This window comes from Mucilaginibacter sp. CAU 1740, assembly GCF_039839285.1.
GTDB lineage: Bacteria > Bacteroidota > Bacteroidia > Sphingobacteriales > Sphingobacteriaceae > Mucilaginibacter.
The window spans coordinates 301,181-317,438 of the sequence record NZ_JBDOQS010000007.1 but is presented as its reverse complement, the minus strand read 5'-3'; the positions used below and the strand labels follow the sequence as shown (position 1 = coordinate 317,438).

General features: G+C 44.1%; 11 protein-coding genes. All 11 read right to left on the bottom strand.

What is annotated here, in order from left to right; all coding sequences use genetic code 11:
- Positions 1–30: 30 nt before the first annotated feature.
- The 11 genes from AAFN85_RS17190 to AAFN85_RS17140 all read right to left on the bottom strand — a co-directional run bounded on the left by AAFN85_RS17190 (position 31) and on the right by AAFN85_RS17140 (position 16,257).
- Positions 31–1,488, bottom strand: a complete 1,458-nt coding sequence (locus AAFN85_RS17190; RefSeq protein ID WP_347528839.1) for a hypothetical protein — start codon at positions 1,486–1,488, stop codon at positions 31–33.
- A gap of 57 nt (positions 1,489–1,545) precedes the next feature.
- Positions 1,546–3,144, bottom strand: a complete 1,599-nt coding sequence (locus AAFN85_RS17185) for a solute:sodium symporter family transporter (RefSeq protein ID WP_347528838.1) — start codon at positions 3,142–3,144, stop codon at positions 1,546–1,548.
- A gap of 20 nt (positions 3,145–3,164) precedes the next feature.
- Positions 3,165–4,175: a winged helix-turn-helix domain-containing protein gene (locus AAFN85_RS17180; protein ID WP_347528837.1), complete on the bottom strand. Its 1,011-nt coding sequence runs from the start codon at positions 4,173–4,175 to the stop codon at positions 3,165–3,167.
- A gap of 131 nt (positions 4,176–4,306) precedes the next feature.
- Positions 4,307–5,929, bottom strand: a complete 1,623-nt coding sequence (locus tag AAFN85_RS17175; protein WP_347528836.1) for a RagB/SusD family nutrient uptake outer membrane protein — start codon at positions 5,927–5,929, stop codon at positions 4,307–4,309.
- An 18-nt stretch (positions 5,930–5,947) separates the two neighbouring features.
- Positions 5,948–9,058 carry a TonB-dependent receptor gene (locus AAFN85_RS17170; protein WP_347528835.1) on the bottom strand — a complete coding sequence of 1,037 codons (3,111 nt, stop codon included), beginning with the start codon at positions 9,056–9,058 and terminating at the stop codon, positions 5,948–5,950.
- Positions 9,059–9,645: 587 nt separating this feature from the next.
- On the bottom strand, positions 9,646–10,536 hold the full coding sequence (locus AAFN85_RS17165; RefSeq protein ID WP_347528834.1) for an alpha/beta hydrolase: 891 nt from the start codon (positions 10,534–10,536) through the stop codon (positions 9,646–9,648).
- Between the two features lie 12 nt (positions 10,537–10,548).
- Positions 10,549–10,923, bottom strand: a complete 375-nt coding sequence (locus tag AAFN85_RS17160; protein ID WP_347528833.1) for a hypothetical protein — start codon at positions 10,921–10,923, stop codon at positions 10,549–10,551.
- Between the two features lie 649 nt (positions 10,924–11,572).
- Positions 11,573–12,346 (bottom strand): hypothetical protein, encoded by a 774-nt coding sequence (locus AAFN85_RS17155; protein ID WP_347528832.1) that lies wholly within the window; start codon positions 12,344–12,346, stop codon positions 11,573–11,575.
- Between the two features lies 1 nt (position 12,347).
- Positions 12,348–13,031 carry a hypothetical protein gene (locus tag AAFN85_RS17150; RefSeq protein ID WP_347528831.1) on the bottom strand — a complete coding sequence of 228 codons (684 nt, stop codon included), beginning with the start codon at positions 13,029–13,031 and terminating at the stop codon, positions 12,348–12,350.
- A gap of 8 nt (positions 13,032–13,039) precedes the next feature.
- A complete protein-coding gene (locus tag AAFN85_RS17145; RefSeq protein ID WP_347528830.1) occupies positions 13,040–15,775 on the bottom strand; it encodes an OmpA family protein in 2,736 nt (911 codons plus the stop codon).
- Positions 15,776–15,777: 2 nt separating this feature from the next.
- A complete protein-coding gene (locus AAFN85_RS17140) occupies positions 15,778–16,257 on the bottom strand; it encodes a DUF4280 domain-containing protein (RefSeq protein WP_347528829.1) in 480 nt (159 codons plus the stop codon).
- Position 16,258 lies beyond the last annotated feature (1 nt).

The following is a 16,258-nucleotide window of genomic DNA, read 5'->3' as shown; positions in this document are numbered from 1 at the left end:
ATAGTATAGATAAGGATGTAATTGATCATATTATTTCACGCTGATTTTAACCTGACTACCGGGTTTAACCGAGACTTCGGCAAATGAAATTCGTTTCCCCCAATTATCGGTTGTTTGTTTAACAGGCACCTGTTTTCCGTTGGCATAGGCATATTTATAACTACCATAAAACATGGCTTTCCATTTAAGTTGCCTTTTACCTGTATTTTTTAAAGATGATTCCCGGATACTATGATGGGCAATATCCACTACCGTACCCAGCAGCGATAAATTTCTAACGGAGGCATTCCCCCCATCCGTAGTTTTGTAAATGGTACTGGTACTTTGCGAACAGGCATCGGGGGTTACGCCCATCATTCCTTGTACTATAGCTTCTATCACGCCGAATGAAACCTCAGGATACTCCCGTCTTTCGGTACTTTTATCAGATAGATATAAAATATAATCGCGGGCTTTATCCCAGGCGTTATTGTTATAAAATATTAAAGGCAGGTAGGATGTATTTTCCACATTCCAGGTTTTGGAAGCGAGGTGCGTTAGCGTTTGTTTAATACGCGTGGTATCTTTTAAAGCATCAAACCAAAGCAAAAATGTTTCGCCTTCGTCGCGGCCAAATTTGCCATCTTTACCGTAGTAAGTAAAGTATAAATTATCCTTCGCGTCCCACCAATTGGCCTCTAAGCGCTGCCTGTATTTTTCGGCCTTAAGGGCATAAACTTTAGCTTCAGCTTGTTTGCCTTTACTGGTCAGTATAGCCGAGTAAGTTGATAATCCCCGGTAAAGCGCGGCCACCAGGTCGGCACCGGTTTTTAAGTTAGGAACTCCCTCGGAATAAGAAGGTAAGCCCCGGCAACGATGGAATGAATCACTTTCATTAAAAGGTACCGGTGCATTGGGATGGGCAGGTCTGTTCAACATCGAATCGGCAGAAAGTACCCAGGCATCAATATAATCTTTAATCGTTTTTTCCTGGAAATTAACAAATGCGGGATCGTTAATGTAGTACTTATTGCCTGTCCATAAATACAATCGCCAGCTGGCACTCAGTACATCAAAATTTGCAGGGAGGTTGTACCAAAACTCCCGGTCGTTCCGGTAATCTTCGGGAGCGGGCTGGCCTGCTTTATTCATCTCCCAGTATGAGCACCAGTTTTTTGAAGCAGAGATATTACGGGCAAAAAGCGCGAGCATATTGTGGTTTTCGCGCTGCAGGCCAAGTATCTCGCCCCCTATACTTTGGTGCGATACATCGCGCATGCAAAAGGCATCGCGCGGGGGTAATGCGGATTCGTACCAGGGGCCAACCGGATCGGCAGGGTGGCCTTTGTAATGCAGGGCCATAGCTTTGGCCCATGCAAAGGCGTATTCTACCTTTTTATCGGATGAGGTGAATTGTACGTTTTGGGCATAAGCCTTAATATTAAAGAATACGCACAGTATTAGCAAGGCTGTAACAAGCCTGTGTTTTAGTAAAGGTAGAATATTCATAATTGGTCTATTCTGGTCTATTTTATAAAAATAGATAATTTTGTTGATTGTCCAAACTTATTTTGCAAGTACAAGCGGAGAAAACACAATAAACATCAGCACCATCAGCAGTAATAATATACAACTGTAAATATGCCGGTTTTTCCAGGGCTTAACATCAACCAGGGTATTGAGCTTTAACTGGTAAGGTTGCGCCATGGGATAAAGCTTGCCTATAAGCAACATCAGCCCGCAGGTTACTACAAATAGTATAGCCAGGATATGCAGAAAATGGATATGCAGATCGAAAACCGTTTGCGTAAGCGCATAGCTTACAATAAAAAACGCCAGACCGATACCTGCTGCTTTGGCTGGCACCCGTTTAGTTACCAAACCTATAAATATAATGGTAAAAATGGGCACATTGAAAAAGCCATTCACCATTTGTACATAAGTGTAAAAGCCATTTTTAACAAAAATGATAAAGGGAGCGATAAACATAGCCAACAGGCAGATCACGATCTCGAATAGTTTGGCCGCCCGGATCATCTGTTTCTCATCGGTCGCCTTTCCCCGCTTTTCCGTCCATGGTTTATAGATATTCAACACAAATAGTGTGCTTGAGCTATTGAGGCCAGCATTAAAAGTGGTAAGGGCGGCCCCGAAAATAATGGCTGCTATATAACCCGCTATAAAAGGCGGCGAAACCAGGCTATCCAGCTTTGGGAATACTTCGGCCGTGTTATCTAAATGTGTAAAAATGTGTACTGCTATCAAACCCGGTACATTCAATAATAGTGGCGAGATCAATTTACCAAAACAGGCTACAGCTATGCCTTTCTGGCTGCTTTTTAAATCGCGCGAGGCCAAAACCTGCTGAACTATATATTGCTCTGTTCCCCAATAATACAGGTTTACCAACAGCATACCCGTAAATAGCGTGCTAAAAGGGATAGGATCTGTGGCTTTGCCAATACTATTTAAATGCTCCTGATGATTATTCAGTAAAATATGCAAACCTTGCAGCATACTCCCCTGCCCCAGGTATCGCAACGCAAAAAATGGCAACAAAACGCCTCCTGCAAATATGCCCAAACCAAGCAAAGTATCCGAGGTGGATATAGCTTTCAATCCCCCCAATAATGAATACAGGCAACCGATAGTTCCCATTACCCAGATCAGGATCCAGATGGTAGTCCAATAATCCGTTTTCCAAACATCCGAAAAATGGAACAGGCCATTAAATGCCACCGCGCCACTGTATAAAACCGATGGCAACAGGTTAATGATATAACTTACTAAAAAAATGCAGGAAACCAGCTTGCCGATCCCCGCTCCATAGCGGGCTGTCAAAAAATCGGGAGTGGTAGCTATGCCCAGCTTCAGGTACATCGGCATCAAAAACTCCGAAACCAGCAACATGGCCAGCACTGAGGTAATGCCCCAGGCCATAATCGACATGTTGTGGGTGTAAACCAGCTCGTTCTCGCCTATAATGGTGGCCGTGTTGATATTGGTGAATAACAGTCCCCCGCCTACCAGCAAAAAGCCAAGGCTCCTATCGGCAAAAAAGAAACCGTTAAGAGTATTGAGCTTGCTTTTGCGCGATTTATACCAGGATACCAGGCCAACTATGCCTGTAAAAAAAATAAAGCTGGTTAGTATAAGCCAATTCACCCTGCCTGTATTTGGTAAATTTAAAGCGTGCTGCGCTCAAATAATAAAGTTGGCACCGTTAGGCTGATTTTTTCTTTGTTCACGATAGCCCGCCCGGCCAGTGTACCCATACTGGCAAAATCGGCCGAGAAGGTGGTAACGCCGATGATCTCTTTAGCCGGCTCATCATTACTCGATAATACGCCTACATCTTTGCCCGGAACAAGTTGCATGCTCTTACAATCGCGCATAATTTGCCATAGGGCAAAGTTGTCTAACGTAAAATAAACTTTCCCCTTTTCAACCGAGCCATGGGTGTACTCCTTAATGATCCGGCCTTTGATATTAAAATCCTTCAGGAATTTTTTAAACGATGGCACGATCTCCTTTGGATCCAGCGAGGTTGGCGAGTGATAAAATATGATCTCATCAAACTTTTTGATCTTAGGGGCAAGCTCGGCCAAAATGCGGTATGACGATTGGCCAAACTCCTGGGTGATATGGTTAAAATCACCGTCGATAGGTTCGTACCTGTCAAACATCAGGAACTTGTTTGGCGGGATGGTTTCCAGCAGTTCTTTGGTTTTAGGGTGAGGAATAGGTGCTATTACATACATGCCATACTTCCCCTTGATCTGGTTAAGAATGGTTTCGAAGATCTCGATATCGCCGTGATGAAAATACGGGTTCAGGCGGATATTAGGGCCAAGCTCGTGACGGAAATTGCGGTAAAACTGCTCTTCAAAACTATCCAGGTTGTACATGAGCAAGGCAACATTCAGCGTTTGCTCGGCATTACTGTTGGCCACAAAATACCCATGCCTGTTTTTAGATTCAACAATCCCCCTGCTAATCAGTTCCCGGTACGCCTTAATGATCGTTTCCCTCGAAAAGCCCAACTCCTTGATCAGCTTGTTTACAGATGGCAGCATCTCATCCTGGCCTATAACCTTCTCGTTAATGGCGTTGATGATACCCTGCACAAACCTATCATGTTTAGAGTATGAAGGGATATCCGTAAGCTTTTTGATCTCCTGAAAAATTTTATCCATTGTACCAGTACATTTTAGCCAAAGTAAGAAAAAAGGCGGCAACCCGCAGTTCTTTTTCTTTATTGCCGATGATCGGCATATTTAGTATAAACCAGTTTGGCAGCCGGAGCTGCCAAACTGGTTTTGCTTAATTAATAACCCGGATTTTGCTTCAGGTTTTTATTGAGGTCGATCTCTGTTTGAGGTATCGGGAATAAGTAGTTTTTATTCGCATCAAACACGCGCGGAGTTCCTACTTTAATGGTGGTACCTGGAGTCAGGGTTAACGCGCCATTGGTTTGGCTCACGCTGCCTTGCAAACTACCGGTAACCTGCCCGTTCATTACCTGCGTACCGATTTGCCAGCGCTGTATATCAAACCACCTCAAACCTTCAACTGCCAGCTCAACCCTGCGCTCGCGGCGTAACAGGGTACGCAAGCTTGCCTGGTCGTTATATTTGGATTGATCAACAGCCGGCATATTTACATCCGGGCGTTTCCTTACCGAGTTGATATCATCATACACCGAGGCATCAATTTTATTGCTCTCGATCTTAGCTTCGGCATCCATCAGTTTTATTTCGGCAAAACGGATGAGGATCACATTCATACCAACCTGGTCCATGTTAGGAAAATCGGCAATTACGGGGGTATATTTCCTCAAGCCATAGGCCGATGGACTACAGTTGTTATCGCCCCAATGATCGATAGTTTTAGGGCTGCCCGATAGCGGATCATAATAAAACCCGTAAGGCAGCCTGCTGCTGTATTGCGTACCTGGATAAAAAACAGTGGCGGTTAGCCTTGGGTCGCGGTTTTTGTAAGGCTGCGTGGCATCATATCCGGATGCAGCCTCGTCAATGGTTTTTCCGTTGCTCATTTCGTAAGCATCTACCAGGCTTTGGGTTGGCGCTATGGAGTTATAGCCACCCAACGAGTTGATGGTCATATTCCTGGCCCAGCCAAAGTTATTATCGCTCGCTTTAAACTGAACATCCAGTATCACTTCCTGGTTATCGGCAAAAGGTTGGCGGAACAGGTTCACATAGCTTGGGTAAATGCTGTAGCTAAACGGCGGTGCCATCAGCGACTGGCAATCGGCTATACACTCGGCGTACATTTTATTAAAAAGCTCAATCCTGGCTTTTAAAGCGATGGCTGCACCACGGGTAACCCTGCCGATATCCCCGCCCGAATAACTAACCGGCAGGTCGGGCGCTATTGCAGTAAGCTCTTTCAGTATATAAGCTACAACATCTGCCTTGGTTGATTGTGCTGCTTTATTGGCCTCATCGGGCGAAACATTGTGTTCAACCAAAGGTACCGCGCCGTATAACTGACTAAGCGTAAAATACTCGTAAGCCCTTAAAAAACGGGCTTCGGCAATAAAGCGGGCTTTTAATGTGGCATCCATATTGGTGCCGCCCACATTATCCAAAAACCAGTTACAGGTTTGGATACATTTGTAATTCCATTTGGTGTATCCCGGATTAGTTGGGGTTGCTATCCCAGCCGAAAGCGACAGCCAGTTCTCCCACGGAAACTGATCGAAGGTGTTATCCGAGTTGTTATCGGCAAAAACACCGTAGTAGCCATTGTTACTGCCGCCCCATTTGGAGTAGCAACCGTTTAATGCGGCAAGGGCATCATTTGATGATTTCCAGAGTACACTATTAGTGTATGAATCTAAAGGAGCCCTATCAAGGAAACCTTTCCGGCACCCAGAAGCCGCCACCGAGCCTAATATTATTGCGGTTATGATTAATTTTTTCATCGAAAATTTCTTTAATAATTAAAATGATACCTCAATACCAAGTGTGTTTGTTTTTAACTGCGGGTACGAGCCATAGGCATTGTTACCGGCACTGGTTTCGGGATCAACCCATTTATAAAAGCTGGTGAACGTGAGGATATTCTGTCCGCTGTAATAAACCCTTACGCCTTTTACGCCAATCCTTTCCAATGGCTTGGCCGGGATGTTATAACTTACCTGTAAGTTCTTCAACCTTAAGTAAGAAGCATTCCTAACCCAAAAAGACGACACAAAGCTTTGCGGGTTATTTTGCGAATAGGTTGACCATAGCCTTGGGAAAGTAGCCGACGTATTTTGCGGCGTCCAGGCATCAAGCAAAGCCGTGGTTGGGTTACCGATATTGGGTTGCTGCAACGAACCAAGCTCAAAACCCTGAACATAGTTTTTAACACCCAAAGCCCCCTGGAAAAACGCGCTCACGCTGAAACCCTTCCAGCCAGCACCAAGCGTAAAACCAAATGTTGTTTTAGGGAATGGCGTACCGAGGTACACGCGATCGTTACCATCAATAACACCATCTGGAGTACCATTAGGGCCGCTGATATCTTTATACATCAAATCGCCGGGGCCAATAACGCCGCCGCTTTGTTTAGCGTGCTGGGCTACCTGTTGCTGAGTTTGGAAAATGCCCTCAACCTGGTAACCGTAAAATGCCTTGATAGGCTCGCCAACAACCAATCCGCTGGAGATAGAACCTGTACCCGCCAGATCAGTTATTTTGTTGGTGATGAACGAGGCGTTTACAGCGATGTTGTAAGATACACTGCCTATCTTGTCGCGATAAGCCGCAGAAAACTCCCAGCCTTTGTTGCGTACCGAACCCGCGTTTTGATATGGCGTGGTAAAACCATAAACACTGCTGGCCGGCAATTGCAGCAGGATATCGTTGGTATTTTTAACAAAGTAATCAGCCGTAAAACTCAATTTGCTATTCAACAATTCCATATCGAAACCTACATCAGTAGTGGTTGATTTTTCCCAGGTGATAAGCGGATTTGCGCCATTATTAAGCGCTATACCTGGTGCAAGCGTTTGGTTGAACGAATAGTTTTGCCCGCTGGTGATAGTTGAGATAGCAGGATAAGGGCTAACTATATTAAGCGCGCCCATACTGGCCAGGGTTTGACTGCCGTTGTTAGGATTAACCAAAGTTTGGTTACCTAATTTACCCCATGAAGCCCTTAATTTTAACAGGGGAATGGTGCTGGATAATGATTCGAAAAACGATTCTTTAGAGATATTCCAACCGGCAGAAAAAGATGGGAATACGCCCCATTGCTGGCCCCTCGCAAAACGAGATGAACCATCATCGCGAATATTGGCTTCCAGCAAATACTTATCATCATATGCATACCTTACTCGGCCAAAATACGATAGCAAAGCCAGCTGACTGGACGTGCCGGCATTTTGCTGACCTAAAGACGGAGCAGCGTTAATTTCTGATAACGAACTATTCAGAAAGTTTTGCCTGTAAGCATACAGGTAGCTATAATTGGTTAACTCCTGCGACGCGCCAGCCAATACATTGATGCTATGTTTGCCGAAACGCCTGTCGTACTCCAATAAGCCCTGCAGGTTGTAATAGCTGTTAACCACATTGGCATTAGCCAACGAACTTTGACTGATGGTTGTAAGTACCGACGAAGGATTTTTCGGATCGTAATAAACATCGGCCGGTTTAAACTCCTGAGCGGGGTTGGCGTTGTAGCGATAGGCGAACGATGGCTTAAAATGCAAACCTTTAATCGGTTCCCAATCGGCACCCACATTACCTGTAAAAAGCGTATTTTGATTGTTATTATACCCCGGCGAATTTAGCCAGGCAATAGGGTTACCAAACGACAGGTAATTATAAACGCCGTTTTTATACTGGTTTACCACCGTACTGCTCATAGCCGCGGTTGTACCGATAATACCCCCAATATCGCCCCCACCTAAACCATCGGGAGCCTGGGTTGGCGCGTATAAAAACGACAGGTTGGCGCTAACACTAAAGTTTTTTGTTAAGGCCGAATTGATATTCATACGGGTTGAATATCTTTTAAAATTCGATTTGGCAATAATACCATCCTGCTGAAAATACCCCAGCGAAAAGGCGTATTGCGTTTTCTCATCTCCCCCGCTAATGTTTACCGCATGATTTTGCTGAAAACCGCTGCCTTTGTAAAGGAAACCCTGCCAATCAGTATTGGGGTGCGTATCCGGATCGGTTTGGTTTTTAAACAGCGTGATGTCGTTATCAGACCAGTAAGGCGTTTGCCCTTCGTTGGCCAGGGCCTGGTTGTAAAGTGTAGCCGCCTGCCATGACGGTAAAAAATCGGGCAGGTTTGATGGTCTTTGTTTGCCGAAATAGCCGGTATAATTTATCTGCATTTTGCCGTTTTTGCCCCTTTTAGTGGTGATCAGTATCACACCGTTGGCAGCCCTCGATCCATAAATTGAAGCTGAAGCCGCATCTTTCAATACCGAAACCGACTGCACATCATTTGGGTTCACGTCCGATAGACTCCCGATGATGCCATCAACTACTACCATCGGGTCGCTGTTGTTCAGCGTACCGATACCCCGAATGTTAATGTTGCCGGAGGTGCCCGGTTGCCCGCCTGTTGTGGTAACAGTCACACCGGCCATAGTGCCTTGCAAGGCATCATTAAGGTTGGTAACCGGCCTGTCCTGCAGTTCTTTTGCACCTATTGATGCTACTGAACCAGTGAGGTTGGCTTTTTTCTGTGTGCCGTAGGCAACAACAACTACCTCGTTCAGGTCTTTTGTTCTTTTGTCAGGCACCATGGTTACGGTACCATCCCAGCCTGCGGTAACTTTTACAGTTTGTTTTTCATAACCGATAAAGGAAAACAACAGCGAAGCGTTTTCAGGTACGCTGATCTTGAAAACGCCGTCAATGTTTGTTACGGTGCCCTGCGAGGTACCCACAAGACTAACACTTACCGAGGGCATAGGCGAACCCAGCTCGTCCTTTACCCTACCCGAAATGGATTTTAATTGCTGGGCGAAAACCTGTTGAATGCTGCATAACATGACACAGCAAAACATAACAAGCCCCAGTTTTTTAGGTACTTTTCTTTTCATAATTGATTTTTGAATTAATTGGTCTATTCTGGTCTATTATGTTATAAAAGTAGAAACTTTTTAAATACTGTCAAATTTTTTTTAAATAATTCTGGATGAGGGGAGATTTCATTAAAACCAATTGTTTAACATGTTATAGCTATGCGAAATGAATAACTATAAGGCGGAACTTCTGCAAGACGCCATGCCGCGAATAATTTTGAAAAGAATAGGCAATTCATCCACCTTGAATTTGTAATACTCTGTTGTGGTTGATAGTGAATTTATCTCACACAAAATGAAATGTGAGATAAATAATGTGATATAAAGTGGGTAACAGATAATTAAACCATAGGTATGCTTTTTAAAAACATACTATATTGCAGGCTTAAGCATCGCCCCGGATGGCGAATTGGCTGAAGTTATATACCCGTTTCAACAAAATAACGACATTTTGCTTGCCCTATATATAGTAGCACAATATCTTAAGTAGGCGGTTCAAGGCAGATTTATACAGATGAATTGCTTTAAAACAAAAAATCAAGTGGAAAGGCAACACGCCTCATTGTCAAAATATGTAAACATTACTGACCCTTACCAGGCTCTATTTACTTTAAAAAAGTTTTGATGATGCCGATTAACTCTTCAGGTTTTTCTGACTGAAGAAAATGGCCGCAATTTTCAATTTTGCACAGCTTAAACTCTGTTGCTAACATAGGTAATGCATCGTTAATCATCTGATAACCCGAACCACCTACACCTAAAACCGGTACTTCTATTTTTTTGTAATGTTTATTATCCTCAATATCGGCGGCAAAAGCTTTATACCAGCCATTTGCGGCACGGATGCCTTCCACGGTATTGTAAGTCCTCACGTAAACCGAACGGTCGAAAGCGTTTATCGCATCTTGTTTAACTGATAAACCGTCAAATATTGCATTAAGAACCAAAGAATAGCGCCCTTCGAGAATTTTTTCGGGCAAATCATCAACCTGGTTGAAAGCAAGCCACCAGGGGTAAAACATACCAGGGATTGGGAGCATTGGTAACTTGTAGATAGAGGCGTCTACCGGTGGGGTATCCAACATGATCAAACTGGCGGTGAGCTCGGGGTAAACTGCAGCAAAGCTATAAGCGATGCCCGAACCAATATCATGCCCGGCAATGTGTACTTTCCCTAAATTTAATTTCCTGACCATTTCCGCCACGTCGGAAGCCATCTCTTTTTTACTGTAACCAGACGCGGGAGCGGAAGAATAACCCATACCGCGAATATCCAGGCTAATTACAAAATACTGCTTAGCCAGTTCAGGCATTATCTTATGATATGACCACCATGTTTCAGGCCAACCGGGCAAAAGTATTAGTGGTTGCCCCTCACCTCCTGCAACGTAGTGTAAAGTAATACCATTTACCTCAACCTCTTTACTTTCAAAGGCTCCAAGACTAAGTGCCAGTTGGGCATCATTTATATTTTGTTGGTTTAGGATACTATTCATCACCATATCGTTTTATTTAAGAACTATACCAATGCTTTGGGCGAATGATTTCCACGCGTAACGTTTAACATCATTTAATGCTACATCACCAGATTCAATAGCCGTAATGGTTGTGCTGATCATGCCATCGAACAAAAAAAACACCCAGTAAACAGTAATATCACTGCTTATCACGCCTTCCTTTTGTAGTGCGATGATAAGTTCCCGCCATTTGATCTTTACATTATCATGCAGCTCATTTCTATCATCACCGTTAAAAAGCTTAGGTTGCTCGCGTTGCTGCAGTTTGTTTAAAAAAGCATATTTATAATTACAGTCTATACCGGCGTACAGCATCTTTTCCAACTTTTCCAACGGTTGCTGCGCACTATCATAAGCAAGATTCATTGCTGTTTTGCAAATCAGCATCATTTCTTTTCTACATTCTGAGATAAGTTGCTCTCGATCTTTATAGCGCCTGTACAACGTTCTCCGGTTTATCCCGGCCTTATCAGCTATAAGATCTAACGGCGCGGAGAAATCATCATTTAAAACTTCTATTGCTGCTTGTAATATTGCCTTATCGCTAATCATGCTCAAAAATATGAAAAATGTCACAGTATTGAGACTTTTTTATATATTAATAGACACGCATTTTGATCAGTCTTTTTGCAAACGCTTATTAAACCACCCAATTAATATATCATAACAATGGTGTTCACGTTAAATCGCAAAAGTCCCTGGTGAAGATTTTCAAAAGCCAAATACGGCAATAATCCGGTCTGTGAACGGTAGCTACTTAGTGTTGTACCTTCAAAGCATCTCCAATGGTTTCTACATTAATAGATACAGGATCGCCTTCATAGTGACCCTCTGATTAACAGTCAGATGCTCTAACCGGCTGAGCTACTCAGGAGTGTTGTCCGGTTCGGAGTAGGGAAAAGTATAATTTATGCTGATATTTCACATTTTTTATTTGATGGAAAATTTTTCTTTTACCAAATAAATTTACGCCAATAATGAAGTTTAACTTCTATGCCTTCTGATTATCAATATCTTATATCACCTCAAACTCAGTTTTATTAACCGGCATATAAAAAGCAAGGTCAAGCAAAATTTCCTCTTCTTGCTCTTCATTGATAACGCTCAGGGCGTGATCGCCGTTGGGTCTGCGCAGCGCAGCCACTTTTCCGTTACCATAGTAAACAGGTATAGCATCCCCCGGAAACGGCGCAACCTCAAAGCCCGATTCAAAATCTTTTATCAGGTTGTCAACGCGCGCGTTGGCCTTCCGGCCATCCAGGTACATGCTGGTAGACATAATTTGTTCCCTGTTTTCGATGGCTTTTCTAAACGCGGGGTAATCTTTGTTTCTGATCATATTGGCAAGCCTGTCATAAGCGCGGTGCAAAAGCAGTTGGGCATCATCTATTTTAGAAACATCCTGCCCGCTTTGCCAGCCGATAAAGCTGTAAGGAACTTCGCCTTTAAATTGCTGTACCTTTTGGGCAACGGGAAACGCTTTATCGGGCGAGATATCCGGGAATGTATAGTTGAGCACCGTTTCTTTCAGATCGAAACCGTTGGTTATCTCATATAACTTGAGTGTGTAGGCAAGCTTGGCATGCTCATTCAATTTGGTTTCGCCGGTTAAAGGCAGCATCCGTGCCGAAAGTACCTGGTTGCCGGAAGCCGGAATGGCAAAGTTGACAGGTACCAGGCTGGATGCCTGTCCGGGTAGTTCCAGGTGCAGCACGGCTATATCGTTCACCCTGATCTCGGCAATGCAGGCGGCCGCGCTAAATTCTATTGCATAATATGGCTTGTTCACATTATTGTTTTTTATACCAGTCGAAAGAGCGGAACGCGATCCAGTCTTTGCCCGATTGTTCAGATGGTTTTAAAGCAGTTAGTTCGGCATCGAAGTTTTGGCCGCTACCCGTTTCTATCAGGTAATAGGAAACTCCGGTGGCAGCGTTTTCCCAAACAAAGTATTTTTTGGTTTCGCCTTTACCGGGTTTTACTTCATTGCCGTTCTCATCAAGTTCGATTGATCCCTTTGCTGTCCCTGTTTTTTTAAATACCTGTTTGCCTACTTTATCAAGCTCGGTTATCAGCTCGCCAGCCTGTTGTTCAGAATGGAGCTTCAGTTCATAAAAGCCAAGCGTTTTATCGTTTTCGCGGTAATGAAACAGCACCTCGCTTTGGCTTGCCGAAAAATCCTTGCCGTTGAAACGAAGCACCTTTGGGTCGCGGGATTTGGCAACTTCAAAATCGAGCAGGGTTTGATCTGTTGCTTCTTTTGGTTTGGGTTTAATGCCTTGCGCAGTCAGTTGATCCATTATCTTTTCCTTTAAGGTTAGCTTTGCAAGATCAAACGGCGCTGCGGCGGCACTGGCGTTGGTCATGGTTTTTGTCGAGTCGGTACCATTATGTGTTGTTGCTCCCTGCGGCTTTTGCGTGCATGACAACATTGTAGTTAAAACTATTGTTAAACTGATAAGCGGGTTTTTCATTGTAGTGGTTATGATTCTTTAAACAATGGGATGTTTGCACTCACCCCTGCGTATTTTTCAAGATTTTTAATAACATCAAACTCTGGAATAAGTGTGGCCTTTTTTTCAAAATTTGCCAGTGGCATTTCTTTTTTGCCTTTAAATATTCCTCGTTTAATAGATAAGCCAACATCGGCCTTGATCACAAAGGTTACCACCAATCCCTCAAACATCAACTGCGGGCGGTATGACATACCGGTGTTATCGTACTTTAACCCATGCCCAAATGTTATCGCGGCCTTTCCGGTGGCTTTCATCTCTCCTTTAACATAAGCCTGTACCCCTATTGTTACTATCTTTCCCTCTACTTCAAGCGCTGCCTGCAACTCGGCACTCAAGGTACCTGTAAGGGTGGCGTTCATGTTCTTTTTGTCGGAAGCGGTATTGAAATTGATATCTGCCGAGCCTTGTAAAGTGCCGGTGATCAGCAGGTCGATATACATTTTAAAGGTGATGTTGTGCCCATCTTCGGCCAGCCAGTCGCGCACCTCGTTAAAGATCTGCCCGGCTTCAGGATTGCCTACCGCTGTTCCGGCGGCTGTAACGGCCATGGATAAGAGGTCGATGTTCAGCGTGGCACCGATAAGTGGTTTGGCATTGAAATAAAACTTTACTGAGGTTCCTATTTCATCAGTAGGCTTACCTTTTTTCTCGCCTTTCTCCAGCATCCATTCGGCACCGAGGCAAAAGTTTGGCGGTTGCAATTCCAGTTTAAAAGGCAGTGCTCTACCCAGTCTTGTTTTGGTGAGCTTGCCTTTAGTAGTATCTGTTACCGCTTTCGAAAACTCCTTAAGTGAACCGAACAAACTGTAAAGCCATTTTATTTTTTGCTCATGCTTTAAAGTTACATCCAGCTTTGAGCCGTAGGTTGTGCCGGATTTATCCCAGTTCACTTCCATTATTACCCCGAAATCAACTTCAGTTTGGCTCCATCGTTTCTCGGCGCCTATTTTCCCGGCTTTCTTTTGCATTTCGGTATGCTGCGCCGGTGTAAGGTTTTGCCACTTCACGCTGAGCTGGTTGCTGAGGTTTAAAAAGAAATGGAAATCCCATTTAATATCTGGGTACACTTTAACAACTACGGTAGGGTTATTCTCAACCGAGTAGTACCTGCACGAGTGGATATGAACAAAGTAATCATTAGCCGAACTGGATGTACGGGTATCTAAAATTTTATTCCTCGGCCAGATGTATTGGAACGGCAGCGGGTTAGTTTTCTCAATAGCCGATACCGCCGGGATGGTAATACTGCCATCCCCTTCCGATTTTAAATTGATGTTGGTAACCTTTACTTTTTTGGTATGCTTGGTACGCTCAAAGCAGGCCCTTGTATCAAACTTTTCGGGCTTAACAGTAATGTTTTTAGGCGTTGAACCTAAAATAGTTTCGTAAATAATGGTTTCGGCATTGTGGCCCAGATAATCAAAACCGATATCAACCCTGCGGTTTTGGATGTATTCCTGTTCGTTTTTGAACTTGATATTGTCTCGTCCCTTTTTATCGTCAGTAGGGTTTACTTCACCATGCCCTGCCGTAGTAATCCGCGACGGATCGAGCTTACCGCGCGAGAAAAACTCCTTTACCGTTTTGGCCCTGTTTTCGGATAGGATATTATTATGGTTTTGCTTACCGATAACGCAGGCGAAACCATCCAGCTGGATACTGCTGTGCCTGTGCTCGAGCAAAAACTGCAGGATATTGTTTAGCTTTTTAAGGCTATCTGCGGATAGCTCGGTACTATCAAAATTAAAGATGATGGATTCGATCACCTTTTCGCGCTTATCCTGGATATTTTTAACGCCGTTGCCATTATCAAAAATAAGATGAGGTTTTCCATCTTCAATCACATTGATCTGCTCAAACTTACAAAGTTCAAAGCGGGCGGCATTTTTATCAGGCTGATAAATGGTTACAGGGGTACGGTTTTGTGGCAAATCGGTTACCTGCGATACCACATTATCCTTGATCCGTAAAAACCGGGCGTGTACATTATCGCCGTTATTATCTTCAATAAACTTCCCGGTTGCGGGGTGCACCACCCTTACGTAAAACTCCTCCACGCCCGATCTATCGCTCATGGATTGATACCAGGAATAAGTGTTGGGGATCTTCAGGTTGATCTCACCGTTGATCACTTTTACAAAGTAAATTTTACGGGTTTCCTCATCATCTTTAGGCAATAACCCGAAAGCCGCACGCAGCTTGCGGTACACCCTCACCTCCACATTATCATAACCGTTCAATCCCTCGGTAAACAGCCTGAGCCAAACCAGCTCACCATACGAGAACTGGTACGACTGGCGAACATCCGCCCCACCCTCGGTGCGCGACCAACGGCTATCGGTAAGTTTGGCGGGCGTTTCTCCCCGCATTTTCAGGCCCGATTTGCCGTCAAAATTGCCGCTAAGTGATGCCTCTACATACCAGGTATAAGGCCCACAAAGGCGTTTCGGGATTTTATAAGCATATTTAGATGTGCTGGAAACGGTACGTTGGTGATCAATGTAACCTTTATTATTAAAAATGGCCCATTTAACCTCCTTGGCTTTATCCTGCGGTGTTGTTGCCGGAAACCATTCACCTATCTGAAACCAGATAAACTGATCGGGCGCAACAACCAGCAACTGGCCGGGGATAGATCCTTTGCTCCCATTGTAAACTGTGCCCTCGCCGGTCCAGGCTATTTTCTTGATTCCTTTATCCATAACTATGATTTTACGCTTACCTCGGTACCCTCAAAGCTATCATCAGGCTCTGTTACCGAACCAGACATGGGGTTGAGTTGCGATTGCACATTTTTATTAGCGTTATCAAAATTTTGTTTGGAGCCTTCCGCTTTCTGGCCGTGCTGCACTATCTCAATACAATCCTTCCCACCAACCGGGCAGGTAGCCTTACTATCTTCCAGCAGTATTTTGCCCCCGTTGGATAGAATGGTATCCTCATAAAAACCCGACCACTCGGTTACCACAGCGCTGCACGTACGGTTATTGTTTTTTGAGCACGAACCAAAAGTATTCTTCTCAAAAGTGGTGTTGAGATCCTTAGTGGTGGCAATAGGTTTCTTGCTGCCATCCTGATCGTTAGCAAACTCCTTTTTGTTGGTAAGCACCTTCAGTTTATCCGGGGCGTTACCATATTTGCACATACACTGTGCTCCTTGAACTACTATATGCTTCTCTGCCATG

What these genes read in the sequence shown, in the direction of transcription:
- AAFN85_RS17145 (WP_347528830.1), bottom strand. Translation starts at nt 15,775, where the DNA reads ATGGATAAAGGAATCAAGAAAATAGCCTGGACCGGCGAGGGCACAGTT.
- AAFN85_RS17165 (WP_347528834.1), bottom strand. Translation starts at nt 10,536, where the DNA reads ATGAATAGTATCCTAAACCAACAAAATATAAATGATGCCCAACTGGCA.
- AAFN85_RS17150 (WP_347528831.1), bottom strand. Translation starts at nt 13,031, where the DNA reads ATGAAAAACCCGCTTATCAGTTTAACAATAGTTTTAACTACAATGTTG.
- AAFN85_RS17170 (WP_347528835.1), bottom strand. Translation starts at nt 9,058, where the DNA reads ATGAAAAGAAAAGTACCTAAAAAACTGGGGCTTGTTATGTTTTGCTGT.
- AAFN85_RS17180 (WP_347528837.1), bottom strand. Translation starts at nt 4,175, where the DNA reads ATGGATAAAATTTTTCAGGAGATCAAAAAGCTTACGGATATCCCTTCA.
- AAFN85_RS17140 (WP_347528829.1), bottom strand. Translation starts at nt 16,257, where the DNA reads ATGGCAGAGAAGCATATAGTAGTTCAAGGAGCACAGTGTATGTGCAAA.
- AAFN85_RS17190 (WP_347528839.1), bottom strand. Translation starts at nt 1,488, where the DNA reads ATGAATATTCTACCTTTACTAAAACACAGGCTTGTTACAGCCTTGCTA.
- AAFN85_RS17160 (WP_347528833.1), bottom strand. Translation starts at nt 10,923, where the DNA reads ATGAATCTTGCTTATGATAGTGCGCAGCAACCGTTGGAAAAGTTGGAA.
- AAFN85_RS17175 (WP_347528836.1), bottom strand. Translation starts at nt 5,929, where the DNA reads ATGAAAAAATTAATCATAACCGCAATAATATTAGGCTCGGTGGCGGCT.